Source organism: Rhizobium sp. NPDC090279, from assembly GCF_044769665.1.
Taxonomy (GTDB): Bacteria; Pseudomonadota; Alphaproteobacteria; order Rhizobiales; family Rhizobiaceae; genus Rhizobium.
On record NZ_JBIVYI010000003.1, the window covers coordinates 402,634 to 426,365 of the forward strand.

The 23,732-nt window shown below is 60.9% G+C and carries 24 protein-coding genes and 1 tRNA gene; 13 read left to right on the forward strand and 12 right to left on the reverse strand.

Annotated features, from left to right (window positions below; genetic code table 11):
* Positions 1 to 111 precede the first annotated feature (111 nt).
* Positions 112 to 1,809, reverse strand: a complete 1,698-nt coding sequence (locus ACIQWP_RS09965; protein WP_402785659.1) for a long-chain fatty acid--CoA ligase — start codon at positions 1,807 to 1,809, stop codon at positions 112 to 114.
* Between the two features lie 347 nt (positions 1,810 to 2,156).
* Between ACIQWP_RS09965 and ACIQWP_RS09970 the strand changes: the two genes are divergently transcribed.
* Complete coding sequence (locus tag ACIQWP_RS09970; protein WP_402785662.1) at positions 2,157 to 2,549, forward strand: PRC-barrel domain-containing protein; 393 nt, start codon at positions 2,157 to 2,159, stop codon at positions 2,547 to 2,549.
* 63 nt (positions 2,550 to 2,612) lie between these two features.
* On the opposite strand, the gene ACIQWP_RS09975 is transcribed toward ACIQWP_RS09970, so the two are convergent.
* Positions 2,613 to 3,008: a VOC family protein gene (locus tag ACIQWP_RS09975; RefSeq protein ID WP_402785665.1), complete on the reverse strand. Its 396-nt coding sequence runs from the start codon at positions 3,006 to 3,008 to the stop codon at positions 2,613 to 2,615.
* Positions 3,009 to 3,186: 178 nt separating this feature from the next.
* Between ACIQWP_RS09975 and ACIQWP_RS09980 the strand changes: the two genes are divergently transcribed.
* Positions 3,187 to 3,570, forward strand: a complete 384-nt coding sequence (locus ACIQWP_RS09980) for a YciI family protein (RefSeq protein WP_402785668.1) — start codon at positions 3,187 to 3,189, stop codon at positions 3,568 to 3,570.
* A gap of 51 nt (positions 3,571 to 3,621) precedes the next feature.
* Here the strand turns inward: ACIQWP_RS09980 and ACIQWP_RS09985 are convergent, their stop codons facing one another.
* From ACIQWP_RS09985 to ACIQWP_RS10000, 4 genes are all read right to left on the reverse strand, one after another.
* Positions 3,622 to 4,371, reverse strand: a complete 750-nt coding sequence (locus ACIQWP_RS09985; RefSeq protein WP_402785670.1) for an ABC transporter permease — start codon at positions 4,369 to 4,371, stop codon at positions 3,622 to 3,624.
* A complete protein-coding gene (locus ACIQWP_RS09990) occupies positions 4,368 to 5,306 on the reverse strand; it encodes an ABC transporter ATP-binding protein (RefSeq protein ID WP_402786116.1) in 939 nt (312 codons plus the stop codon). The genes ACIQWP_RS09985 and ACIQWP_RS09990 overlap by 4 nt, the downstream gene beginning before the upstream one ends.
* 5 nt (positions 5,307 to 5,311) lie before the next feature.
* Entirely contained in the window at positions 5,312 to 6,478 is a 1,167-nt protein-coding gene (locus ACIQWP_RS09995) for an ABC transporter permease (RefSeq protein ID WP_402785673.1), read from the reverse strand.
* 122 nt (positions 6,479 to 6,600) lie between these two features.
* The gene (locus tag ACIQWP_RS10000) at positions 6,601 to 7,509 is read right to left on the reverse strand and encodes an ABC transporter substrate-binding protein (protein WP_402785676.1); all 909 of its coding nucleotides are present in this window, start codon (positions 7,507 to 7,509) and stop codon (positions 6,601 to 6,603) included.
* Between the two features lie 444 nt (positions 7,510 to 7,953).
* On the opposite strand from ACIQWP_RS10000, the gene ACIQWP_RS10005 reads away from it, so the two are divergent.
* The 3 genes from ACIQWP_RS10005 to ACIQWP_RS10015 all read left to right on the forward strand — a co-directional run bounded on the left by ACIQWP_RS10005 (position 7,954) and on the right by ACIQWP_RS10015 (position 10,151).
* On the forward strand, positions 7,954 to 9,180 hold the full coding sequence (locus tag ACIQWP_RS10005) for a LysR family transcriptional regulator (RefSeq protein ID WP_402785679.1): 1,227 nt from the start codon (positions 7,954 to 7,956) through the stop codon (positions 9,178 to 9,180).
* Positions 9,181 to 9,345: 165 nt separating this feature from the next.
* Positions 9,346 to 9,504: a hypothetical protein gene (locus ACIQWP_RS10010; RefSeq protein WP_402785682.1), complete on the forward strand. Its 159-nt coding sequence runs from the start codon at positions 9,346 to 9,348 to the stop codon at positions 9,502 to 9,504.
* A 257-nt stretch (positions 9,505 to 9,761) separates the two neighbouring features.
* The gene (locus ACIQWP_RS10015; RefSeq protein WP_402785685.1) at positions 9,762 to 10,151 is read left to right on the forward strand and encodes a hypothetical protein; all 390 of its coding nucleotides are present in this window, start codon (positions 9,762 to 9,764) and stop codon (positions 10,149 to 10,151) included.
* 76 nt (positions 10,152 to 10,227) lie between these two features.
* Here ACIQWP_RS10015 and ACIQWP_RS10020 read toward each other — a convergent pair whose 3' ends face one another.
* Both ACIQWP_RS10020 and ACIQWP_RS10025 read right to left on the reverse strand, forming a co-directional pair.
* Complete coding sequence (locus ACIQWP_RS10020) at positions 10,228 to 10,527, reverse strand: putative quinol monooxygenase (RefSeq protein WP_402785688.1); 300 nt, start codon at positions 10,525 to 10,527, stop codon at positions 10,228 to 10,230.
* Between the two features lie 153 nt (positions 10,528 to 10,680).
* Entirely contained in the window at positions 10,681 to 11,559 is an 879-nt protein-coding gene (locus ACIQWP_RS10025; protein WP_402785691.1) for a glycosyltransferase family 2 protein, read from the reverse strand.
* A 290-nt stretch (positions 11,560 to 11,849) separates the two neighbouring features.
* Between ACIQWP_RS10025 and ACIQWP_RS10030 the strand changes: the two genes are divergently transcribed.
* The gene (locus ACIQWP_RS10030; RefSeq protein WP_402786119.1) at positions 11,850 to 12,455 is read left to right on the forward strand and encodes a class I SAM-dependent methyltransferase; all 606 of its coding nucleotides are present in this window, start codon (positions 11,850 to 11,852) and stop codon (positions 12,453 to 12,455) included.
* Between the two features lie 33 nt (positions 12,456 to 12,488).
* Here ACIQWP_RS10030 and ACIQWP_RS10035 read toward each other — a convergent pair whose 3' ends face one another.
* The 3 genes from ACIQWP_RS10035 to ACIQWP_RS10045 all read right to left on the reverse strand — a co-directional run bounded on the left by ACIQWP_RS10035 (position 12,489) and on the right by ACIQWP_RS10045 (position 14,044).
* Positions 12,489 to 12,659, reverse strand: coding sequence for a Thivi_2564 family membrane protein (locus ACIQWP_RS10035; protein WP_402785694.1), 171 nt, complete (start codon positions 12,657 to 12,659; stop codon positions 12,489 to 12,491).
* A gap of 211 nt (positions 12,660 to 12,870) precedes the next feature.
* Positions 12,871 to 12,946: transfer RNA gene (locus tag ACIQWP_RS10040), tRNA-Thr, on the reverse strand.
* Between the two features lie 138 nt (positions 12,947 to 13,084).
* Positions 13,085 to 14,044, reverse strand: a complete 960-nt coding sequence (locus ACIQWP_RS10045; protein WP_402785697.1) for an NAD(P)H-dependent flavin oxidoreductase — start codon at positions 14,042 to 14,044, stop codon at positions 13,085 to 13,087.
* A gap of 334 nt (positions 14,045 to 14,378) precedes the next feature.
* Between ACIQWP_RS10045 and ACIQWP_RS10050 the strand changes: the two genes are divergently transcribed.
* Positions 14,379 to 15,623 carry a hypothetical protein gene (locus ACIQWP_RS10050; RefSeq protein WP_402785700.1) on the forward strand — a complete coding sequence of 415 codons (1,245 nt, stop codon included), beginning with the start codon at positions 14,379 to 14,381 and terminating at the stop codon, positions 15,621 to 15,623.
* 17 nt (positions 15,624 to 15,640) lie between these two features.
* Here ACIQWP_RS10050 and ppk2 read toward each other — a convergent pair whose 3' ends face one another.
* Positions 15,641 to 16,522 (reverse strand): polyphosphate kinase 2, encoded by an 882-nt coding sequence (gene ppk2 / locus ACIQWP_RS10055; RefSeq protein ID WP_402785703.1) that lies wholly within the window; start codon positions 16,520 to 16,522, stop codon positions 15,641 to 15,643.
* Positions 16,523 to 16,797: 275 nt separating this feature from the next.
* On the opposite strand from ppk2, the gene phoR reads away from it, so the two are divergent.
* The 6 genes from phoR (at position 16,798) to phoU (ending at position 23,715) form a co-directional block, all read left to right on the forward strand.
* Positions 16,798 to 18,024 (forward strand): phosphate regulon sensor histidine kinase PhoR, encoded by a 1,227-nt coding sequence (gene phoR, locus ACIQWP_RS10060; RefSeq protein ID WP_402785706.1) that lies wholly within the window; start codon positions 16,798 to 16,800, stop codon positions 18,022 to 18,024.
* 186 nt (positions 18,025 to 18,210) lie between these two features.
* Entirely contained in the window at positions 18,211 to 19,245 is a 1,035-nt protein-coding gene (locus ACIQWP_RS10065) for a substrate-binding domain-containing protein (protein WP_402785709.1), read from the forward strand.
* A 62-nt stretch (positions 19,246 to 19,307) separates the two neighbouring features.
* On the forward strand, positions 19,308 to 20,789 hold the full coding sequence (gene pstC, locus ACIQWP_RS10070) for a phosphate ABC transporter permease subunit PstC (protein WP_402785712.1): 1,482 nt from the start codon (positions 19,308 to 19,310) through the stop codon (positions 20,787 to 20,789).
* Positions 20,786 to 22,120: a phosphate ABC transporter permease PstA gene (gene pstA, locus ACIQWP_RS10075; protein ID WP_402785715.1), complete on the forward strand. Its 1,335-nt coding sequence runs from the start codon at positions 20,786 to 20,788 to the stop codon at positions 22,118 to 22,120. Before pstC ends, pstA begins: the two co-directional genes overlap by 4 nt.
* A gap of 14 nt (positions 22,121 to 22,134) precedes the next feature.
* Positions 22,135 to 22,950, forward strand: a complete 816-nt coding sequence (gene pstB, locus ACIQWP_RS10080) for a phosphate ABC transporter ATP-binding protein PstB (protein ID WP_402785718.1) — start codon at positions 22,135 to 22,137, stop codon at positions 22,948 to 22,950.
* 51 nt (positions 22,951 to 23,001) lie between these two features.
* The gene (gene phoU, locus ACIQWP_RS10085; protein WP_402785721.1) at positions 23,002 to 23,715 is read left to right on the forward strand and encodes a phosphate signaling complex protein PhoU; all 714 of its coding nucleotides are present in this window, start codon (positions 23,002 to 23,004) and stop codon (positions 23,713 to 23,715) included.
* Positions 23,716 to 23,732: the final 17 nt, after the last annotated feature.

The window sequence follows — 23,732 nt, forward strand, 5'->3', positions numbered from 1 at the left end:
CGCGGAAACTATTCCCTATGTAGGGCGTAAATCAAGTTCACGTATCGCCCAAAACGAAAAAAGCCGCTCGCGAAAAGGGGCGAGCGGCTTTCTGAATGACACGGAATTATGTCAGCCGCGCAATTCCTTGCGCAGTATCTTGCCGACGTTCGATTTCGGCAACTCCGAGCGGAATTCGATGAAGCGCGGGCGCTTGTAATTGGTCAGATTGGCTGCACAATGCGCCTTCACGTCGGCCTCCGTCAGAGCCGGGTCCTTCTTGACGATGAAGAGCTTCACCGCTTCGCCTGAATGCGGATCGGGCACGCCGATCGCCGCCGCCTCCAGGACGCCCGGATGCATGACGGCGACTTCCTCGATCTCGTTCGGATAGACGTTGAAGCCCGAGACTAGGATCATGTCCTTCTTGCGGTCGACGATCTTCGTATAGCCGCGCTCGTCCATGAAGCCCATGTCGCCGCTACGGAAGAAACCATCCGGCGTCATGACGCGCGCGGTTTCGGCCGGCTGCTTCCAATAGCCGGCCATGACCTGCGGCCCGCGGATGCAGATCTCGCCGACCTCGCCGAGCGGCAGCGAATTGCCGCTCTCGTCGCGAATGTCGAAATCCGTGCCCGTGATCGGCAGGCCGATCGTTCCGGAAAATTCGGAACTGTCGAAACGGTTGGCGCTTGCGACCGGCGAGGTCTCGGAAAGGCCGTAGCCCTCGGTGATCCAGGCCCCGGTCATCTTCTGCCAGCGCTCGGCGACCGGCCGCTGCACCGCCATGCCGCCGGCAAGCGTCGAGGTGTTGGAAAGATCGAGCTTGGCGAATTCGGGATTGTTCATCAGCGCGTTGAACAGGGTGTTCAGGCCAGGGAACATATCGAACTTGTATTTGCCCAGCTCCTTGATGAAGGCGGGTATGTCGCGCGGATTGGCGATCAGCACGTTATGGCCGCCAAGGGACATACCCATCAGCGAATTCACCGTCAGCGCGAAGATGTGATAGAGCGGCAGCGCGCAGACGAAGGTCAGCTGCTCCGGACGCGGCTTGTTGATATAGGCGGATTGCAGCCAGAGCAGCAATTGCAGCTGATTGGCGAGCAGGTTGGAATGGGTCAGGATCGCGCCCTTGGCGACACCGGTCGTGCCGCCGGTATATTGCAGGAAGGCGATGTCGCTGCCAGTAAGCTCCGATAGTTTCAATGGCAGCCGCGCTCCTTCGGAGATCACGCTCTTGAAGCTGCGATGGCCGGGGATGGACCAGGCCGGTACGAGCTTCTTCACCTTGCGGACGATGAGGTTGACGATGTGGCCCTTGAGGCCGAGCATGTCGCCAAGGGCGGTGACCACGACGTGACGCACATCCGTATGCGCGAGAACCTGCTCCACCGTATGGGCGAAGTTTTCAAGAACGAAGATCGCCTTGGCGCCGCAATCGCGCAGCTGGTGTTCGAGCTCGCGCGGCGTGTAGAGCGGGTTGACGTTGACGACGACGAGGCCGGCGCGAAGGATGCCGTAAGTTGCGACCGGATTTTGCAGCACGTTCGGCATCATGACCGCGACGCGATCGCCCTTCTGAAGGCCGAGGCTCTGCAGCCAGGCGGCGATCTTGCGCGTCTGCATGTCGAGATCGCGATAGGTGATGGATTTGCCCATGCTGGTGAAGGCAGGCCTCTCGGCGTATTTCGCGCAGCTTTCCTCCAGCAGTTCGGCGAGCGATGCATGCGTCAGCGGCGGCAGTTCCGCCGGTACGATATCCGGATAAGAGGCGAGCCATATTTTCTTGACCTGCGGTCTATCCGAAGGAGCGGAGACTGAATTCATGCGCACTTCCTCCTCTACGCATCATCACCACGCCCCGCCGTTATGCACGGCGGCTACGCAGAGTGTCATTGGACGATCAAAAAGTCTCCCGCTTTTCACATCGCCGCAGTCGTTGCTCTCAACTAAATCATCGGAGCACAATCAAGCTACAATAACCTTGACGTAAACGTCAATAATCGTTGTGCGCTCACGTTTTTTTACAATCTTGAAAAAAGTACTGGAACTTTTATGACAACGGAGCGTTAATAGCGCCATGGGCTTAAACCCATCGGAGCATCGTGCTGCCTTAAAGAGCAGATCGGACGCTCCAAAGTTTATGTGAAGCGTATCCAAAAGGAGGTGCGCACATGCATAAAGAGAGTGCCGAAATCCATGGCCGTGACCTTTACATCAAGGACATGTCGATGCTGGTCGCCTGCGACCGTGTCGAGGGGTCCAGGGTGTTCGGTTCGGACGGTAAGCAGATTGGTCATATCGAGCGGCTGATGCTTGAAAAAAGCGATGGACGCATCGCTTTCGTCATTCTGAGCTTCGGCGGCTTTTTCGGCATCGGGCAGGATCACTACCGGTTGCCATGGGAAAAGCTGCGCTACGATGCTCGCATCGCTGGCTATCGCGTCAGCATGACCAAGAACGATATCGAAAAAGCGCGCCGCTTCGCCAGCAAGGACGACCACGACCACAAGGATCATGGCCACAAGAGCCATGATTATTTTGGCGTGCCTCCCTATTGGATGTGAGCGCGTTGCTGACCGAGCTGGCCCAGCAAGCCCCGCCGGTGCGGGGCTGTGCTTTGTATGGTTCTATTGAAACCGACCATGCCTTTGTACCACCTCGATCTTGTAGCCATCGGGGTCGGTGACGAAGAACAGCAGCGCAAAAAGCTTCCCGTCGCGATTGAGTTCGACGATCTTGCCGGGGCTGAGCCCCAGTGCCGTCATCCGCGCATGTTCATCCTTTAATTCCCGGACGGAGACCGCAAGGTGGCCATAGGCCTCGCCCGGCGCGTAAGGCGCGATGCGGCCCTGGTTGACGGTCAATTCCAGCTCGAAGCCGGTCTCGGCATTGCTCAGATAGATTAGCGTGAAGGTCTCGAAGGCGATGCGGTCGGCGACCTTCAGGCCGAAGGCCTTGTCGTAGAATTCGATCGAGCGCGCCTCGTCGAGCACGCGGATCATCGAGTGAATCATCTTGGCCATCGGCGCCTCCATCGGTTGTTCGAGCATCCTGTTCAGCCAATGTCATCGGTGATCGATCAAGACAAGTCCAAGGAAAAGTGCCTCCCTTGCATTCGAGCGCAGGTCCGGGCTTTCTGAATGTTGATCAGTCTGCTTAACTCCCCAACGCTTAGGCATAAGGCTCAAGGGGGGAGAATCTATGTACTACGCCATTCTGGCCTATCATGAAGAGGATATCGTCGAATCCTGGAGCGAGAAGGAGGATGCCGCGCTTATGACGGATCTCTTGGAGATCAATGACCGCATGGTCAGGCGGAAATCGCTGGGACCGGCCGCGCGTCTGGGCTCGACCCAAAACGCCGTCACATTGCGGGGGGCAGGGGCGGGGATGGTCATCGATGGCCCCTTTGCCGAAACCAAGGAACAATTGCTCGGCTTCTATGTCGTCGATTTTCCGACGATCGACGAAGCCATCGAGGCCGCGCGCGAATTGCGCCACGCCAATCCCACCGCCGTCTATGAAATCAGGCCGATTTTGCTCTATCTGCCCGGCGCATCACTGCCATCGGGCGAAGGCAATTGATGGAACATCACGCATACCGGCGGCCATAGGGCGGCGTAACGGCTTGCGATCTCAATGGGGTTGCAGGCCGATCTTGCTCGTCACGTTCCGCTCGATCATTTCCATGCCGTCATAGATCAGAACCGCCATCAGGCCGACGATCAGGCCGCCCTGCAGGATGAAGGCGGTGTTGTCGTTGATCAGTCCGGCGATGATGACTTCGCCCAGCCCCTTGGCGGCGACGGTTGAGCCGATCGTCGCGGTGCCGATATTGATGACGGTCGCGATCTTCAGACCTTCGATGATGAGCGGCAGGGCAAGCGGCAGCTCGACGCGGAAGAGCCGCTGCCAGCCATTCATGCCCATGCCGTCGGCGGCATCGAGCACGGAGGCCGGCACCTGCTGCAGCCCGGCGACCGTGTTTTCGAAGATCGGCAACAGCGCATAGAGGAAAAGCGCAATGAATGTCGGTACCGCACCGAAGCCCGTGGTCGAGATCGCAAGCGCCAGAACGGCAACCGGCGGGAAGGTCTGCCCGGCATTGGCGATCGCGCGCGAAAGCGGCAGGAAATCGGCGCCGATGGGCCGCGTGACGAAGATGCCGCCGAGAACGGCCAGAATGCCGCTTGCGGCGATCGAGACGATAATCAGCTCGAGATGGCTGAGCGCCAGGCTCGGCAGGCTGTTCTGCGTATAGATCGGCGACGCCCCGAATTTGGTCAGCGGCGCCAGAACCGGCGTCAGCCATTCCGGACGAAAGAGCAGCACCAGCAGCAGTGCCAGCGCAAAAAGGCGGAAGAGGTTGGCGCCAAGAAATCTCATGCTTTGCGGCCCAGCTCGATCAGATGCTGGATCGAGATCGAGCCGACGGGCATCTTGCGCTCGTCCTCGACCGTCGCCTCGTCCGCGCCCTGCCAGATCAGTTCAGCCAGGGCGTCGCGCAGATTGAGCGTCTGCGGCAGGCGATAGCCGAGACCGGGCCGTGGTGGCTGCATGCTCTCCTTCAGCGGCAGCAGCGACATCAATTTCAACGCCCGATCGGACGTGCCGGTCAGCTGCTGCACGAAGGGATCGGCCGGTTCCGTCAGGATCTTTTCCGGCGCCGAGCATTGCAACAGCTTGCCGCCGCTCATGACCGCGATCTTGTCGCCGAGATGGAAGGCTTCGTCCATGTCGTGGGTGACGAGGATGACGGTGGTGCCGAACTGCTTCTGGATAGCGAGCAGATCGTCCTGAGCCTTGCCGCGGATGACCGGATCGAGCGCGCCGAAGGGCTCGTCCATCAAAAGCACTTCCGGCTCGGCGGCAAGCGCACGCGCGACGCCGACGCGCTGCTGCTGGCCGCCGGAAAGCTGGCTCGGATATTTGCCGGCAAAGGTGCCGGGGTCGAGGCGAAAGAGATTGAGGAGTTCTTCGACACGGTTGTCGATGCGCGCCTTCTCCCAGCCGAGCAGTTCGGGCACGGTGGCGATATTCTGCGCGACGGTACGATGCGGGAAGAGCCCGTGGCCCTGGATCGCATAGCCGATGCGGCGGCGAAGTTCGGTTGCCGGCACGTTCATGATGTCCTCGCCGTCGACCGAGATTTGGCCTTCGGAGATCGGCACCAGCCGATTGATCATGCGCATCAGCGTCGACTTGCCGGAGCCGGAGGTGCCGACGATGACGGTGATCGTGCCCTTTTCCATGCTCATGCTGACATTGTCGACGACGGTAGCGCTGCCATAGCGCTTGGTGACGCCCTTGAGCTCGATCATGTTGGTCATGCGCGTTGTCCCCGGATGCTGTCGATGACCGCATCGAGGATGACGGCCGATGAGAAGGCGAGAAGCACTGTCGGCACGGCGCCGAGCAGCACGAGGTCATTGGCCGTCTGGCCGATGCCCTGGAAGATGAAGAGGCCGAACCCACCGCCGCCAATCAGTGCCGCGACCGTGACGAGGCCGATCGCCTGTACCAGCACGATGCGGATGCCGGTCAGGATGACGGGAAAGGCGAGCGGCAGGTCGATGCCGGTCAGGATCTGCCGGCGCGTCAGCCCCATGCCGGCGGCGGAATCGCGCACGGAGGGATCGACGCCCTCAAGACCGACGACGGTATTGGCGACGATCGGCAGCAGCGAATAAATGACGAGCGCCACCAGCGCCGGGGCCACGCCGATGCCCTTGATGCCGATTGCAGCGGCAAGGGGCACATGGGCGGCGATATAGCCGAGCGGCAGCATGAGAATGCCGAACAGCGCCAGGCTCGGAATGGTCTGCACCAGGCTCAGCGCCCGCAACACCACGGCGCGCAGGCGCGGCTGCCAGTAGCAAAAGATGCCGAGCGGCAACGCCAGCACGATGGCGATGGCGACGGAGCCGAGAGAGAGTAACACATGGCCCAGCGCCTCGTGCCAGAACTTGTCGGCATTGTTGGCATATTCCTTCATGATCGAGAGATTGTCGAGCAGGCCGGAGCGCAAGACGGCGACGAGCAGGGCGGCATAGACCGCCAGCGCCGCGACCCGCAGCCAGGGCGTCAGTCGCAGCTTGACCAGCGCATCCGAAATCATCAGTCCGACAACGGCGAGCAGCACCCAGAAGCAGCCGCCGGGCGTAATGCGCGCCACGGTGCTGCCAGCCGGCGTCGCGGCGGTCGAAACGAGGCCGAGCGTGACGACGAGCATGGCGATCGAAAGTGTCGCGATCCCGAGACGGATGACCTGGTTGTGCACGAAAAGCGCGGCAAGCGCCGCCGCGACCAGGAGAACCACCAGGCATATTGCGGACGGTTGGGCGAGAAGTTGGGTCAGCAGCTGTGGCTTGCCGGCGGCGATACGGTTCGCCTTGACGATGATGAACGGCATCCAGGCTATAGCCAGTGCGCCACCCGCCGCCAACACCACTCCGAGACGGTCCACTCTGCGGACCGCTAGCGCATCTTCCATCAGGCAAGCTCCGTCAGCGCATGAGCCCAAAATTCAGGGCGGGTTCGGACAAGATCATGCCCAATCGAAACTCCCGCGGCCTCACTCTATCAAAATGAAGCCGCGAGAGCAGCGTCAAAGCCTTACTTCAGGAAGCCATTGTCCTTGAGGTAGGATTCGGCAACAGCCTTAGCCGGCTCGCCATCGACCTGGATGCGGCCGTTGAGCTTGCGCAGCACGTCGGCGGTCAGGCCCTTGAAGATCGGAGCCAGAACCTCTTCGATCTTCGGATTGGCTTTCAGCACGGCTTCGCGAACGATTGGCGTCGGCGCATAGACCGGCTGCACGCTCTTGTCGTCTTCGAGAACCGTCAACTCGGCCGCTTCGATGGCGCCGTCGGTGCCATAGACCATCGCCGTGTTGGCGCCGTTAGTCTGGTCGGCCGCCGCCTTGATCGTTGCCGCGGTGTCGCCGCCGGAAAGCACGATTTCCTGATCGGGCTTCAGCTTGAAGCTGTAGGTCGTCTCGAAAGCAGGCAAGGCAGCCGGAGAGTTGACGAACTCGGAAGAGGCCACAAGCTTGGCCGCGCCGCCGCCGGCAACCCACTTGCCGAAATCGGACATGGTCTTCAGCTTGGCCGGGCCGGCGACATCGCTGCGCACGGCGATCGCCCAGGTGTTGTTGGCGGGCGAGGGCGTCAGCCAGACGATCTTGTTGGCGTCATAGTCCAGCTTCTTGGCAAGGTCGTAGCCCTGCTGCAGGTTCTTCCATGCCGCATCGTCGGCCTTGTTGAAGAAGAAGCCGGCATTGCCGGTATATTCGGCATAGATGTCGATCTCGCCGGCGGTGATCGCCTTGCGGACCACGGGCGTCGTGCCGAGCGCGATGCGATCCTGCGCCTTGATGCCGTTGGCGTTGAGCGCGGCAAGGATGATGTTGCCGAGCAGCGTGCCCTCGGTGTCGATCTTGGAGGAGACGACGACGTCGGCGGCGTTGGCGCCACTGGCAAGGAGTGCCGTCAGCGTGGCGGCAAGTGCAAGCTTCTTGAGCATGATGTTTCCCTTTGTACCCCGTTAAACCTTTGTTCTGCCTGCCGGTGCCGCCTCAAGGCAGCAACCCGGACATGCAGGTTTCGTGTGAGCCGGCGACCCACAGGCGAATTGGTGGCTGCTTCGGGCACGGAGCGCTCATCGCGGAAATGTCGATGCGCTCCGGATTCCCGTTGCAGTCGCGCGATTATGACGAGCGTACTCGACATTCGCGCGAAATTGGATTTCTTTTTTCGGGGGCAAGTGCGTTTGTTTTTGTTCCCCTTACCCGTTTGGCGCTGTTCCGATCTCATTTTTGCGGCTGGATCAGTTAAGTGCCAGGAGAACGATAGCTGTCGCTTTTCGGCTTAGGGATATCTTTTTTCGAGAACACATCATATCGTCCGGATATGATTGATATCGTTGCGGTCGAGCAGTGACGTGCGCCGCGGACACAGGGGATGGGATTTGTATCTCGGCGCATTGTTCATAGCCGATGTGGTGTTCTCCGTCGGCTCTGTCCGGGAGACAGCGCGGCGGTTGTCCTTTTCGGCCTCGACAGTCTCCAGCGCGCTGCGCCGGCTCGAAACCGAGCTGGCCCTGAAGCTTGTCGAGCGCGCGTCCGGTGAGCTTGCGACCCTTTTGGCAAGCTCGAAGGTTCAGAAGGGCCTCCAACCCATTCTCGGCGGCATGCGTCAGCTCTCGGCTCTGGTGAAGGAGCCGCCCGCGCCGCAGGACTACGACCAGTGGGCCGCGCGCCTGCCGTTGAAGATCGCCACCATCGAACGCTTCCTCGAGGTCGCCGATCAGGGCAGCATCAATCGCGCCGCCCGCCGCCTGCGGCTGGGCCAGCCGCAGCTTTCGTTACAAATCGCCAATCTGGAGGAGCTGTTCGGCTGCCGCCTGTTCGAGCGGCAGGCGCAGGGATCGGTGCTGACGGAGGCCGGTCAGGAAGTCCACGCTATTCTTGCCGGCATCGCTCAGGCATGGGACGAGATGAAGGCGGCGGCGGACGAGCGGTTTCAGCGGACGGCGCGTGCCGTGCGCATCGGGTCGATCATCCCCACAGGTTCTGAAAGCTGGGTGGCGCGCTCGCTGGCAAGCCTGGTATCGCGCTGGAACATCGGCGGCAATCGCAACATGCTGTCGCTGTTGCTGATGACGGCCGACGATCTGCGCGAAGCGCTCCGATCCGGCCGCATCGACGTCGCCATCGTCGATTCCGTCTTCGGCCTCGACGCCTTCGAGCATCTGGAGCTTGTCGCGACCGACATGGTGGCGATCGCACCGCCCGACAGCACGGAACAGACGTTCGCCGCACTCGTGGAAAACCATCCGCTCTGCGTACCGAGCCCGCGCACCGGCATCGGCAATGCCGCAACCGCCTTCGGCTATGACAGCCACGATCGGCGCCGGTTTCGCGGCCGCGACATCACCTCGGCCGATTCCCTGCCCGTCATCGTCGACCTCGTCGCCAACCATGGCTACGTCTCGTTTCTGGGTAGGGTCAGCGCGCTGCCGATTTCAGACAAGGTACGGATCGTCGATCCGGATGAGATTTTGCCGTTGTCGTACCATATCGCCCATAATGGTCGCAAAGCCTCGGTCGAAGCTTGCCGGCTGATCCAGCAAGCGGTTCGCGAACTGGTGGGGGATATGGGGACGACGCGAAAACGTCTGCCGTCCCGCGGGTAGCGGAACAAATGCGCCATATTCGCGTTTAGGTGGGTTAGGTTAGTCCGGGCGTACGCAGCCGGGGGGCGCGTTCGACACCCAAGGAGAGACCATACATGAAAGTTCTTGCAACGGCGCTCGTCGCATTAGGCATTATTGTTCTACCCGCTACCTATGCCGAGGCGCGTGATCATCATCATCACCGCTGGCATCACCATCATCATCGCGAATATCGCCCCCATCATGGCTGGCATCGCCACGAAGGATGGCGGTATGGGCACCACCATCATCGCTGGCACAGCAAACCGCATTTTTCGCACGCCTGAGGGTAGCGAGCAGGCATGAAAACGGCGTCTTGGGGCGCCGTTTTTTAGGCTGTCCGATCGACTACGTCGTCCTCCTCCCATCTTGACGATATCGATTGAAATCCGCCGGCCGGCGAGCACGCGATCGTGATCGGACGAACCCATGCCGATGCCGTGAAAACGCCTGCTGCTCAAGGGATAGTGGAACTTTCCAAGGTAATATTGCGTTTATTACTTCGTCCGGAGGACGCGAGTAATACGAGTAGCGTTTACGTCCGGCATTGAAGGAGGCTGGAAATGAAAATTCTGGCAACAGCGCTGGTTGCGCTAGGTATGGTCGTGTTGCCGGCAACCTATGTCGAAGCGCGCCCTCATCACCATGGGCACCACCACCGGGTGATCGTCCATCGGCATTATCATCACCACTACTACTATCGCCATCACTACTATCGCCCATATTACGGCTACTACGCGCCCGACTATGGCTATTACCAACCCTATTACAGCTATTATCAGCCCTACTATCCCTTGGGTGTATTTGGCGCTTTCGGCGGCTACGGCGGCTATCGCCATTACCACCGCGGCTGGTACGGAGGGCGTGGGTACTATGGCGGCGGCTATCATGGCTGGCATGGTGGCGGCGGGCACTGGCGCTATCGCAGTCAGCCCCATTTCTCGCACAACTGACGGCCCGGCCGATAGCAAACGGCGCCTCCCGGCGCCGCTTGACGATGACGTTACAGGCTACCCGACAGCGATCAGCTCATGCCGGGTTCAGCACGTGAACGGCGCGATCAGCCATCAGATGCTTCACCTTCTCGCCGTAAGCGGCCATATGCGCCGAAGCGGCATGCGCCTTCAGCGCGCCCATGCTTTCCCACTTCTCAACCACGACGAAGGTGTCAGGCCCAAAGGCCGGATCAGCCCCTTCGACATCGACGACGGCGGTATATTCGATGCAGCCGTCTTCGGCGTGAACGGCCGGAACATTCGCCTGGAAGGCTTCGAGCACTTCGGCGCGCTTGCCGGGCTGGGCAGTGAGGATGGCGAGAACGTGGATCATGATGATGTCCTTGAGACGATAGACAATACGAATGAAGAATACCGGATGCCGCCGATTGCGCGGCTAGGTTCAACCTTTACCATGGAAGGACGGCATTCGAGCGCTTGAACTCAATTTAAATCGCGCATCGAATTTCTGCTGGATCGGCTGGGTTTACATCCGGTTGATGTATTTCGGATCGAGCGATCCGCTGAGCAGATGGCCGAAGGCGATAAGGTTGCCCTGCAGGCGGCCGCGCCGGTCGATATAGGCCGGCGGGTTCACCGAGCCGGCGATATTCGACGCGACGTTGCCGCCCATCAGCTTCAGCGCCCATTTGAGCGAGACCGAGCGCTTCTTCACCAGATACAGCGGATTGGCCACCTGGGAATAACCGAGGCGCAGGCCCGACGTGCGGCCGGCCTTGACCCCGAGATGGACGCCGCGCAGGCGGTTGGACTTGACGATCTTGCCGAAAGGACGCAGCCGCCGGCACAGATCGACATCCTCCTGCCAGCCGTAGAGCGGCAGGTCCTCGTCGAAATAGATGCCGTTTGCGAGCATCTGCTTCCGGCGAAAGATCATGTTGCAGCCATAGGCATTGTGCGTGGCCTCGAGCGCCGGCGCCGGGAAGGGGGTGGCATCGTCTGCGAGCGCCTGGTCGGCTTCGTCCGCCGTCATGCCCGGCCCAAGGATACCGTCGCGGACGACTTCGCCGGTCGCAACCACAATCTCTTCATCCGCCTCGAACAGCGCTTCCGTCTCGGCGAGGTAATTCGTCGCCGGAAAGAAGTCGTCGTCGAAGAAGACGACCACATCTATGCCGACGGCCGCATCGATGATGGCATTGCGCTGCGGGCAGCTGCCCTGCGGCGACGAGACGATGGTCACTGGAAACGGCGCGGAGCTTAGGCGCCCCATGTCGATATCGTCGCCCCTGGCCGGGCACAGGAAGAGATGATCCGGCTTGCGTGTCTGTCCGGCAAGCCTCTCGATCATCGAGGCGAGAATCGACCGGCGACCGCATGTCGCCACGCCAACGGCAATTTTCATGATGTATCCCCCAGAATGTTATCCCGAGGCGCACGAAACCACCAAAAGCTGAATCTTTGGTTGTACTAATCGCGTGTATTCAACGGAACGCGTGCAAAGGCATTTTTCGGAGCGCGACCGGCTTGTCTATGCCCGTCAAGGCAGCCCTCCAGCCGAACCGGGCGGCATTCGCGATCGCCTCGAATGCCTGACGCAAGCCATGAATGCCAAGACTTTCAGCATCCACGGTTCCGAAACAGGTCGCCCTCGCGATCTGCCCTTCAGCCAATGTCGAAGGTATCTACCGCCAAATGCAAACGCGCGACTCGAGATTTGAGTATAAGAGCGGCATGCCGCACACGCAGCTTGCCCTGCATCATACGGAAAATGCGCGGCTGCTGCCCGATCGCGGCGAGCTTCTGCACCGCCTGCCGCATGGTGGCGTCTGTGCCGAGATCGGTGCTGCTTTCGGCGATTTCACCGCCGAGATCTTTGAAAAGAATGCACCGAGAGAGCTTTACCTGATCGACGCATGGGATACGCCCCGCTATCAGGAGGGTCTGGAGCAGATCAGGTCAAAATTCCGAGGCGCGCTGGATCAGGGCCGCCTGCGCATCGTCCAGGGTTATTCCACCGTCAGGCTTGCGGAGTTTCCGAACAGCTTCTTCGACTGGGTCTATGTCGATACCAATCACAGCTATGAGACGACCCTGGAGGAGTTGCAGATCAGCCACTTCAAGGTAAAGCAGGACGGCCGCATCGCCGGCCACGACTTCTGTACTGGCAATGTCGTCGATGCCATTGCATATGGCGTCGTCGAAGCCTGCACGAAGTTCTGCAAGGATTTCCATTGGCAGTTCGAATATATGACCCTGGAATCCCACGGGCATTTTTCGTTTTCGCTGAAGCGGCTTTAAGAATTCTGAGCTGCGCTTCGTCGCTCGACGCCTTTACCAGACGCTCAAATATCTCAGCAAAGAGATGATGCCGATGATGATGACAATGACCTGCACGATTTGCCTCGTGCGGCCGTCGAGGGGCAGGCGCTGGACCAAATAAAGAACCAGGACGATCACCAGGAACGTGATCAGAATCCCGATCAGAACTGAAGCACCGAGCATCGACTTCTTCTCCGCCGACGAAAACCCAATTATCCTTAGGGTTTACCTATGTGGCGGCCGGATAAAGTAAAGGCGCCGTTTAGGGATGTATGTCTGGTGACGTCTCCAGCCCGCCTCTGTCATTGGCGATGGCGAGCCGGAATTGGGCATCGTTCACAAGCTCGACGCAGAGCCGATGCCATTTGTTTTTCAGAGACTTGCTTTGGAAGAGTGGTGCCGCTTGCAGGACTCGAACCTGCGACCCCATCATTACGAATGATGTGCTCTACCACCTGAGCTAAAGCGGCATTGCGCGGAGCGTTCGGTTCGGCCCCGCGATTTGCATGGCGCTGATACAGTCTATGCGATCAGATTTCAAGCGCTCAAATTGCCAATTGGCAAAAAAGCGAGATGCCTGTGAAAAAACGACCGCCTTTCGCCGCCGGTTAAAGCGTCAGCCGGGTGCGCGCCTGCCGGTATTCGGCTTCCAGCCGGTCGACGAGGGCGGCAACGGGCTGGATGGACTTGACGGCGCCGATGCCCTGGCCGGAGCCCCAGATATCCTTCCAGGCCTTTGCACCGGTCGTGGCGGCCTCGAAGTCCATCTTGGAAGGATCGGCCTCAGGCAGGTTGTCCGGGTCGAGGCCGGCGGCGCGGATCGAGGGCTTCAGATAATTGCCAAGCACGCCGGTGAAATAATTGGAATAGACGATATCGGCGGCAGTGCCCTCGACGATCGCCTGCTTGTAGGCATCGGCAGCGCGCGCCTCTTCTGTCGCGATGAAGGGCGAGCCGATATAGGCAAGATCAGCGCCGGCCGCCTGAGCGGCCAGTATGGCGCCGCCGGTGGCGATGGCGCCGGCAAGCAGCAGCGGCCCGTCGAACCATTCGCGGATCTCCTGCACGAGCGCGAAGGGCGAAAGCTGGCCGGCATGGCCGCCGGCACCTGCAGCCACCGCAATCAGCCCGTCCGCACCCTTGCGGATTGCGGAATTGGCGTGACGGTTGTTGATGATGTCGTGCAGCACGATGCCGCCATAGGAATGCACGGCGGCATTCACTTCGGGCACGGCGCCGAGCGAGGAAATGACGATCGGCACCTTGTACTTCACGCACAGCATCAGATCGTGTTCGAGGCGCTTGTTCGACATATGGACGATCTGGTTGACCGCAAATGGAGCTGCCGGACGATGCGGATTTGCTGCATTGTATGCGGCAAGATCCTCGGTGATCATGGCGAGCCATTCGTCGAGCTGGCTTTCCGGGCGGGCGTTCAGCGCCGGAAACGAGCCGACGACGCCAGCCTTGCATTGCGCCAGCGTCAGTGCCGGATGCGAGATGATGAAGAGGGGTGAGGCCACGACCGGCAACCGCAGGCGCTCGGTCAGGATGGGAGGAAGAGCCATGAACATCATCCGCTTTTGACGTTTACGAAAACGTCAAAATGGATAGCAGATGTGCGGGACGAGGGGAAGATGGCGAAAGAAATAGGCAGCCGGCAATAGGCGGTAGGCAGTAGGGAAAGGCGTGGATCACCATTGCCTGCCGCCCACTCCGAATGCCTCCCCATTTGCGTCGTCTTTCGCATTTATCCCCGCTCGAGTGCCTGCGGCTCCAGCCTGAGGCTTGCGTATTGACGGGCAGGGCGTTACCGAATCCGGTTAACGAATGCTAAAGACCATGCCTGCCTTGCCGGGCAGAGGATGCGAGTATGTTGCGAGTGAGAGTAAAGGATCGGATGTGAGCGGATTAGAAACGGCTATCAGAAGCGCGTTGGAGCGGTCCGAGCGCGCCAATCCGGAAATCCGGGCTCGCATCTATCAGTCGGCGCGCCAGGCGCTGGAAGCCGGCCTCCGCAAGCAGGACATTACCGATATCAACGTCGTCGCGGCCCAGCGTCAGCGGCTGGAGGCGACGATCCGCGAGATCGAGGCCGAGGAGCGCGCGCACGCCGCGCAGGCGATGCCGGTTTCGCCGGAGCTCAGTGCTCCCAATGTTTCTCCGTCCGCACCTAGGCCCGAAGTCGGGCAACCCGTGCAACGGCCGGAGCCGGTCATGAGCGTGCGCGGGGAAACGCGCGACCCGCCGATGTCGGCAAGTGCCGCCGCACCCGTCGAACCGATGTCGGTCGAGCCTGTGGGAAGGCGGGACGATTTCGGCGATATGCGCGCCGGTCCCGCCGATCATCTCGGTGCTGACAGCGATGTAAGACCAACCGCCGCCGCGCCGGCCGCACGGTCGATGAATTTCAAGCCCGAGCGCGCCGCCGTGCGCCGCAAGCCCCGCAAGTTCTTTTCGCGCCTGCTGGTCTTCTGCATCCTGCTCGCCTTCCTCGGCGTCGGTGCCTGGTGGATCAAGACCTCGGGCGTGCTGATGTCGGCCTCCCAGAGGGATACGAGCGTGCCCAACCCGCCGGCACATGTCGATTCGCAGGATTTCAGCGGCAACGCCGGCGATGACGATACCTCGGATCAGGACGACAATAGCGGTCCCGTCAATCCGGGCCTTGCGACCATCGATCCGCAGAACAGCTTCTCGGCGGAGTGGCTCGAGATATTGAAGCCCACCGATGCGCCGAAGGTCACGACCGGCCCGCAGTCGAAGGCTGAAAACGTATCGGAGAACGAGGGGCCGGCCGTGCGGCTGACCTCGCTCAGCAGCGGTTCGGACGGCAGCGGCTCGATCGTGGTGCCGGTCAACGTGCTGCAGCAGATGGCAGGCAAGGCCTCGACGATGGCGCTGACGTTGCAATCCACCTCGGACGCGCCGACGCAGATCACGGTGGAATGCGATTTCGGCTCGCTCGGGCGCTGCGGGCGTCATCGTTTCACCGTCAGCCGCCAGAAGACGGATGCGCTGTTCCAGGTCCAGTTCGATCGCTCGCTGGCGCCGACCGGCTCGGGCCGCCTGATCATCAACAGCGATGTCGACGGCAAGGCCCGTGGCGTCAACATCTACGCCATCCGCGTATTGCCCGGGCAATAGGCCCGGGCGGTGAGCCGTTAGTTGAGAATATCCGATCCCATGCCGAGGATCTTCTCGTCGATCTTGCCGATGGCCTTCTTGTCCTTGCCGTCATAGTCGAGCGTCAGCAGAATGTGACGGACAAGGTTCAGGCGCGCGCGCCGCTTGTCGTTGGCGCGGATGACTGTCCAGGGCGCATGGTCGGTATGCGTGTCCTTCAGCATGCGATCGCGCTTTTCGCTGTAATCCTTCCATTTCGGCAGGGCGGCGATATCCATCGAGGAAAGCTTCCAGACGGCGCGCGGATCGTGGCGCCTGTCGTGGAAACGCTTCAGCTGCATTTCCCGGCCGATATCGAGATAGAATTTGAAGAAATAGATGCCGTCCTGGACGATGAGCTTCTCCATCTGCGGCGCCTGCTTCAGAAATTGCTCATATTGCTTCGGCGTGCAGAAACCCATGACCGGCTCGACGCCGGCGCGGTTGTACCACGAACGATCGAACAGCACGAATTCGCCCGCCGTTGGAAACCGGGCGACATAGCGTTGAAAATACCATTGCCCGCCTTCGCGGTCGGTCGGTTTCGTCAGCGCCACCACGCGCGCCAGGCGAGGGTTCATATGGGCTGATGTCGCGGCGATCGAGCCCCCCTTGCCGGCGGCATCGCGCCCTTCGAACAGCGCCATCACCCGTTTGCCCTTCGCCTGCAGCCAGAACTGCACCTTGATGAGCTCGATCTGCAGCGCTTTCAACTCATCCAGATACTCGTCTTCCTTGAGCTTCTTCTTGTAGGGGTAGCCGCCCGAAGCCAGCGCCTCGTCATCGATCCAGCTCGGCAGGACGGGGTCGTCGACATCGAATATATGTTTGACGCCGTGGATATCGAGCTCCACCGCGCGGCTTTCTGCTTGCTCTCCCATATACCGGCTCCTCGGCTGTTTACGCTGCGTTAACCCTGCCGCTTGCCGCGGCAAAAAAGCTCATCGAGGAAATTGGAGCTTTTGTTCAATGGTTTCAAGCCCTTTGCTACGACCCTCTTTTGCCGGCTACATTTATTCTTGTCAGTTACGGGCTTCTGTGGATAGAGCCGAATACTTCTGTCATGAATCACGGATAAGACGCGGAATCCAGCATTCCATGATGGTAGGCGAAGGGACGGGCGCAGTTGGAAGACGAATGGTCATTTGTCAGGAAGTTGGCAGTGCGGTTGCGGCAGGAGAGCGCCGTCCTGATTCTGGCGACGCTGATCGCCGCGCTTGCGCTGGTTGAAGGCATCAACACCGGCGCCGTTTTCTGGATCTGGGCCATCGTCATGATCGTCACGCTGCTTCGCCCGCCGCTGGTGGAGCGGGTGGTCGTTCCCCCGCAAGCCGAGCCGGCGCCGGCCGATCCGCAAGCCCTGCTAAGCACCGCCTTTGCAGGATTGGCGGCACTCGACATGCCGGTGCTGGTCATCGACCGCGAGGCGTCGGTGTTGGTGCAGAACATCGCCGTCGAAAAAGCCTTCGGCGCATTTCCGATCGGAGCACATATTTCCTCGAAGCTGCGCTCGCCGGGCTTGCTCGACATGGTGCGCGAGACCATCACCACCAACACGCCGAACCAGATCGAGCATTCCGAGCGCCTGCCCTCGGAGCGGGTCTATATCGTGCGCATCGCCCCGATCGAACTGCCTGAGATCGACAAGCAGGAGGATGCCCTCTTCCTGCTCTCGTTCCGCGACATTTCGGAGCTGCGCCATATCGACCGCATGCGCTCCGATTTCGTCGCCAATGCCAGCCACGAATTGCGCACGCCGCTGGCATCGCTGCGCGGTTTCATCGAGACGATCCAGGGCCCTGCGAAATCCGATACGAAGGCGCAGCAGCGTTTCCTCGGCATCATGCTCGACCAGACGACGCGCATGAGCAGGCTGGTCGACGATCTCCTGTCGCTGTCGCGCCTGGAGCTGAAATCGCATATCGCGCCGGATCAGAAGGTGGATCTCGTGCCCTTGCTCGGCCATGTGCGCGACTCCCTGCTGCCGCTCGCCGGAGATCTCGACGTGACGATCAACCTGCATCTGCCGGCTGGCAAGGTCGAGGTACTGGGCGATCGCGACGAGCTGGTTCAGGTCTTCGAGAACCTGATCGAGAATGCCTGCAAATATGGCCAGGAAGGCAAGTCGGTCGATGTTTCGCTGCTGAACGATGCCAGCCAGGCCGTCGAGGTCGTCGTCTCCGACAAGGGGCCGGGGATACCCGCGGAACATGTGCCGCGCCTGACCGAACGCTTCTATCGCGTTAACGTTGAGGACAGCCGTTCCAAGAAGGGAACCGGTCTCGGGCTTGCCATCGTCAAGCACATCCTCACCCGTCACCGTGCCAGGCTGATCGTCAAGTCGGAAGTTGGAAAGGGAACCGACTTTACGGTTCGCTTCTGAGAGGCGCTGTGAATCGCTCATTTGGCGAGCAATTTCCCCGAATAATATCAAACAGATGATCTGTCATAATTGTTTCACCCGGCTGACATAAAAGGGCGGTGTTTTCGTCAGTAAGAATGGACCGCTGGAAAAGGTGGATGTGGCGTCCACCGCAGCACTCTTCAAAGCTCATTAGGGGGATTCGTTATGAATGCTTTGAAAATATCCATTCTTGCAATGGTTGCGTCGGCCGCCTTTGCTGGGACTGCCGCAGCCCGCGATCAAGTTCAGATCGCCGGCTCATCGACTGTATTTCCATATGCGAAGATCGTCGCCGAAAGCTTTGGCGAGACCTTTACCAATTTCAAGACCCCAGTGGTCGAGTCCGGTGGTTCAGGCGCCGGCCTGAAGGAATTCTGCAAGGGCGTGGGAACGGATTCCATCGACGTCGCAAATTCCTCGCGCCCGATCAAGGACAATGAGGTCGAAGCCTGCAAGGCCGCCGGCGTTGCCGATATCCAGCAGATCAAGATCGGCTATGACGGCATCGTCTTCGCCTTCGACAAGAGCAATCCGGACATCAAGTTCGAGCCGGTCGATCTCTACAAGGCGCTTGCCGCCGAAGTGGTCGTCGACGGCAAGCTGGTTGCCAACCCTTACAAGAAGTGGTCGCAGATCAATCCGTCGCTGCCGGACTTCGAAATATCAGCCTATATTCCGGGCGAGAAGCACGGCACGCGCGAAGTCTTCGAAGAGAAGGTTCTTGCCGCCGGCTGCAAGGCCTCCGGTGCGGCTGATGTCATCAAGGTCGCGGTTTCCGATGCCGCTCAGCAAGCCAAGAAATGCGTTGCCGTGCGCAAGGATGGCGTCGCTGTCGATATCGACGGCGATTATCCCGAGACGCTGGCCCGCATCAATGCCAACAAGCATGGCATCGGTGTTTTCGGCCTGTATTTCTTCCAGAACAACGCCGACAAGCTGAAGGTTGCCACCGTCAGCGGCATCGTGCCCTCGGGCCAGACGATCGCCGATGGCACCTATCCGGTCTCGCGGCCGCTGTTCTTCTACGTCAAGAAGGCCCATCTGGGTGTCATCCCCGGGCTCAAGGAATATGTCGATTTCTTCACCAGCGATCAGATGATCGGACCGGACAGCCCTCTGGCGGAATATGGCCTCGTGCCGGCGCCGGATGCGGAGCGCGACCAGATCCGCAAGGACTTCGCGAACGGGAAGATCATGTGAGTGCGTAAGGATTGGACACCGGCGCGGCTTGCTGCTGCGCCGGCGTTCGCCGGGGAATGGGAATGAGTGTATCGCTACTGCTGCTCTGCTTGTCGGTCTTCGGCGCCTCCGCCTTCGTGCTGGGGCGGGTGAGGGCTGCTGCGTTGTCGGGCGGCAGGTCTTCCTCCATGCATTCCCGGCTCGGCTATCACGGCGCCTATGCCGCCATTTGGGCGGTGCTTCCGGCTTTGGCGCTCGTCTGCACCTGGCTGATTGTCAGTCCCATCGTCATCGATCGCCTGGTGACCAGATCCTTTCCGGAGGAGGTTCAGTCTCTGCCGCCGGCCGAACTCAATCTCAGCTATGGCATGGTGCGCAGCATCGCCCACGGCATGCGCATGCTCGATAGCCAGGAGCTTGCCGATGTCGATGGCGGCAAGGCCGATCTGCAATTGCTCTTGGCACAGAAGGGCGTCCCCCTCGCCGTTCGTCCCACGGGCTATATGATCGATGCCGCTAACAAGTATAACGGCATGCGCGAAGTGAGCCGGATCGTCATGTCGGCGACGGCTATCATCGTATCGCTGCTGTGTGCCGCCTACGGCCTGCGGGCCATCGCGCCGCGCTTTCGCGCCCGCAATCGCGTCGAGCAGGTCATTCTCGGCGCGCTGGTCGTCGCCTCCTCCATCGCCGTGCTGACGACGGTCGGAATCGTCGTTTCCATGCTGTCGGAAGCGGCGCACTTCTTCAGCATGGTGCCTGCCAGCGAGTTTTTCTTCGGAACCGTGTGGGACCCGCGCTTCGCCGGCGCCGGCTCGCAGACCTCGGGCACCTTCGGCCTGATCCCGCTGCTGGCGGGCACCATCTATATCGGTCTCGTCGCCATGCTCTTTGCCGTGCCCATCGGCCTGTTCGCGGCGATCTACATGGCCGAATATGCCTCGGCGCGCGTGCGCTCCATCGCCAAGCCGATGCTGGAGGTTCTGGCCGGCATTCCGACGATCGTCTACGGCTTCTTCGCCCTCGTCACCGTCGGCCCCTTCCTGCGCGATATCTCCGCCGAGATCGATGGCCTGATGACCGGAAACTATCGAAGCTTCATCGAGGCGCAGAGCGTCTTGACGGCCGGCTTCGTCATGGGCGTGATGCTCATCCCTTACGTTTCGTCGCTGTCGGACGATATCATCATGGCCGTGCCACGCTCGCTTCGCGACGGCTCGCTCGGCCTCGGCGCCACGCGTTCCGAAACGGTCAAGCGCGTACTGCTGCCGGCAGCCCTTCCAGGCATTGTCGGCGCGCTTCTGATGACCGCGTCGCGGGCGATCGGCGAAACGATGATCGTGGTGCTGGCGGCAGGCGTCGCCGCGCGCATGCAGTTCGATCCCTTCGAGCCGATGACGACAGTCACCGTGAAGATCGTCAACCAGTTGACCGGCGATCTGGAATTCACCTCGCCACAGACGCTCGTCGCCTTCGCGCTCGGCATCACGCTGTTCTGCCTGACGCTGTGCCTCAACGTCTATGCGCTCTACATCGTCCGCCGCTACAGGGAGCAGTACGAATGAGCGACGTCGTATCGTCCTCTGCGCCGAACACGCCGCGCGGCCTGACGCCGGGCACGCTTGCGCGCCGCGATATCGGCATCGCCAGGCGCTATGCCGCCGAGCGCCGCTTTCGTGCCTATGGCATCACCGCCGTCATCTTCGGCCTCGTCTTCCTCGCCATCCTGGTCTCGACCGTGGTCCGCACGGGCTATACCGCCTTCGTTCAGACCTCGATCACCTTGCCGATCGAATTCACCGAGAAGGTGATTGACCCCGCAGGCAAGCGCATAAGCGATCCGCAGGTGCTGATAGCAGCCAACTATCCGCTTCTGGTGCGCGACGCGCTGGTGAAGGTGCTCGGTATCGATCCGGCCAACCGAGCGCTCGTTCGCGAGGCGACGGCGATGGTATCGGAGGGGGCAAGGGTCGCGTTGCGCGACAGGGTCGTCGCCAACCCTTCGATCATGGGGACGACGCAGAACGTCACTTTTCTCGCCAGCGCCAACATCGATTCCGCCAACAAGGGGCAGATCGATCTGACCGTCGACGAAAAGGACCGCAAGGTATCCGACCGGCAGGTCGCCTGGATGAAGCAGCTCGGCGATAGCGGCGCGCTGTACAAGGCCTTCAACAGCGGCCTCTTCGTGTCGGGCAATTCGAGCCGGCCCGAAGCCGCCGGTCTCGGTGTCGCGTTGATCGGCTCGCTCTATCTGATGCTGACCGTGCTCGTGCTCGCCTTGCCGGTCGGCGTTGCGGCGTCGATCTATCTGGAGGAGTTCGCGCCGAAGAACCGGCTGACGGATCTGATCGAGGTCAACATCAACAACCTCGCCGCGGTGCCCTCGATCGTCTACGGCCTGCTGGGCCTCTCGGTCTTCATCAACATGATGGGTCTGCCGCGCTCGGCCTCGCTGGTCGGCGGGCTGGTGCTCAGCCTGATGACGCTGCCGATGATCATCATCGCCACCCGCTCGGCGCTGCGGGCCGTGCCGCCGTCGATCCGCAGTGCCGCCCTCGGGCTCGGCGCGTCGCGCATGCAGATGGTCTTCCATCATGTGCTGCCGCTCGCCATGCCCGGCATCCTGACGGGCACGATCCTCGGCCTTGCTCATGCGCTCGGCGAGACGGCGCCGCTGCTCTTGATCGGCATGGTCGCCTTCGTCGCCAACTATCCAGCATCGCCGCTCGATCCTTCGACCGCGCTGCCGGTGCAGATCTACATGTGGGCGAGCGAAGCCGAGCGTGCCTTCGTCGAAAGGACGTCGGGGGCCATCATCGTCCTGCTCTTCTTCCTCGTCGCGATGAATATCGGCGCCATCCTGCTGCGCCGCCGCTTCGAACGGCGCTGGTAGGGGAGGGCCATCAAATGAACATGATGACGGAAGCCGCAAGCGAAAGAGCATTGACCAAGAAGATGATGACGATCCCCTACAAGATGATCGGCCAGGACGTTTCGGTCTTTTACGGCGACAAGCGCGCGCTCTTCGACGTCAATCTGAAGATCCGCGCCAACACGGTCACGGCGCTCATCGGCCCGTCCGGCTGCGGCAAGTCTACCTTCCTGCGTTGCCTCAACCGCATGAACGATACGATCGAGACGTGCCGGGTTACCGGCAAGATCACGCTCGACGATCGGGATGTCTACGACAACAGCATCGATGTCGTGGAATTGCGCGCTCGGGTGGGCATGGTCTTCCAGAAGCCCAATCCGTTTCCGAAGTCGATCTACGAGAATGTCGCCTACGGGCCTCGTATCCATGGCCTGCATCGCTCCAAGGCCGATCTCGATCATATCGTCGAGACCAGCCTGCAGAAGGCAGGCCTTTGGGGCGAAGTCCGGGATCGCCTCCACGATGCCGGCACGAGCCTGTCGGGTGGTCAGCAGCAGCGCCTGTGCATCGCCCGCGCCGTTGCCGTCAGCCCCGAGGTCATCCTGATGGACGAGCCCTGTTCGGCGCTCGATCCGATCGCAACCGCCAAGGTCGAAGACCTTATCCATGAGCTGCGGGAAAATTTCACGATCGTCATCGTGACGCATTCCATGCAGCAGGCAGCCCGCGTCTCGCAACGCACCGCAATGTTCCATCTCGGCCATCTGGTTGAGGAGAACGACACCGATAAGATGTTCACCAATCCCGACGATTTCCGCACGCAGGATTACATCATGGGCCGTTTTGGTTGATGATGTCAGGCGCGCGGCTCCTTTCACACAGTTTACCTTGAGGATAGAAAAATGGTCTCCACTCACATTCTCTCTGCCTATGACGAAGACCTGAAGTTCCTGACGCGCCGCATTGCTGAAATGGGCGGTCTGGCCGAGCAGATGGTCAGCGACAGCGTCCGCGCGCTGGTCAACAGCGATACCGGCCTCGCCCAGAAGGTCATCTCCGACGACGTCGTTCTCGACCATGCCGAGCGCGAAGTCGGCGACAAGGCGATCGTCACCATCGCTCGTCGTCAGCCGATGGCGGCCGACCTGCGCGAGATCATGGGCTCGATCCGCATCGCCTCCGATCTGGAGCGCGTCGGCGATCTCGGCAAGAACACCGCCAAGCGCGTCATCGCCGTGCAGGGCACCGGTGTTCCCCGTCGTCTCGCCCGCGGCATCGAACACCTGTCCGAACTGGCGCTGAGCCAGCTCAAAGAAGTCCTCGACGTCTACGCCACCCGCTCGCCGGACAAGGCCGTGTCGATCCGCGAACGCGACGAGGAAATCGACGCGATGTACACCTCGCTGTTCCGCGAGATGCTGACCTACATGATGGAAGATCCGCGCAACATCACCACCTGCACGCATCTTCTCTTCTGCGCCAAGAACATCGAGCGCATCGGCGACCATGCCACCAACATCGCCGAGACGATCTATTACATGGCGACCGGTGCCCAGCCGGAAGGCGAGCGCCCGAAAGACGATACCGCCAACACCGTCGGCGCAGTGACGGAATAATCTGGAAGCGAAGAAAG